This is a genomic window from Variovorax cryoconiti (genome assembly GCF_051216395.1).
Classification (GTDB): Bacteria; Pseudomonadota; Gammaproteobacteria; order Burkholderiales; family Burkholderiaceae_C; genus Variovorax.
In genome coordinates this window covers 1-1,040 of record NZ_JBPJZI010000078.1, presented here as the reverse complement: position 1 = coordinate 1,040, position 1,040 = coordinate 1, and the positions used below count along the sequence as shown (strand labels likewise).

Sequence of the window (1,040 nt, the reverse complement as noted above, 5' to 3'; positions counted from 1 at the left end):
TGTGAACCGTCAAGAGGTTGTTTGCAGATTTGAGTCTGTACATCGGAGCGATGGCCCCGATGCCGCTGTGCGGTCGATGCCAGTTGTAGTGATGCTGCCAGCTGGCCAGGGCCTCGGTTCGCTCGGCTGAGTTCTGGTACGTCCAGCCATAGGCCCACTCGCGCAGCGCCGACTGGATGAAGCGCTCGGCCTTGCCGTTGGTCTGTGGCCGGTACGGCCTGGTGAACTTGTGCTGCACGCCCAGTTCCTTGCAGGCGGCAGCGAACTCCCTCGAGCGGAAGGCTGCGCCGTTGTCGGTAAGCAGACGTTTGACGCTCACCCCGAGCCCGGCGTAGTACGCCACGGCGTTCTTCAGGAACTCAACGGCCTCCTGCTTCTTCTCGTCTGGATGCATGGCAGTGAAGGCGATGCGGGCATGGTCATCGATGGCCACGAACAGCGTCTCCCAGCCTGCGCCGTCCACGGAGTCGCGTCGATCGCCTGTGACGCGATGGCTCGGACGCACGATGCGCCCGAGCTTCTTGGTGTCGATGTGCAGCATGTCGCCGGGCGCGTCGTGCTCATAGCGAACCACGGGCTCGGCAGGCTCCAGGTCGCTCAGCCGCGACATGCCTGCGCGGGCCAGCACATGACTGACAGTGGACGCCGAGACGCCTGCATAGCGGGCAATGCGTGACTGCAGCATCCGGCGTTTGCGCAGCTCAACGATGAGCAGGGCCTTGGACTCGTCGATGGCTCGGGGCGAGCGTGCCGGCCGGGAAGACGCATCAGCCAAGGCGGCTTCGCCGCCACTCAAATACCGCCCAAGCCACTTCCTGGCGGTCTGCGCAGTCACGCCTTGCGCAAGGCCGGCTTGGGCTGCATCAAAGCCTTGCAAGGTCATCTGTTTGACCATCTCGAACCGGCGAGCAAAGGTAAGTCGGGCATGCTTATGGGTGTTCATCCGGTTGGGCTTCCTGAGTGGATTGGGTGTTTGGCGACTTCCAGTCTCTCAAACCCAATCCGGATGAACACCGGATACAACCTATTGAAGCTTCACA

General features: G+C 62.5%; 1 protein-coding gene. It reads right to left on the bottom strand.

What is annotated here, in order from left to right; translation table 11 throughout:
- Nucleotides 1-943 (bottom strand): IS481 family transposase (locus ACSFA2_RS25870; RefSeq protein WP_435458180.1); only part of this gene is annotated, 943 nt, incomplete at its 3' end.
- Nucleotides 944-1,040: the final 97 nt, after the last annotated feature.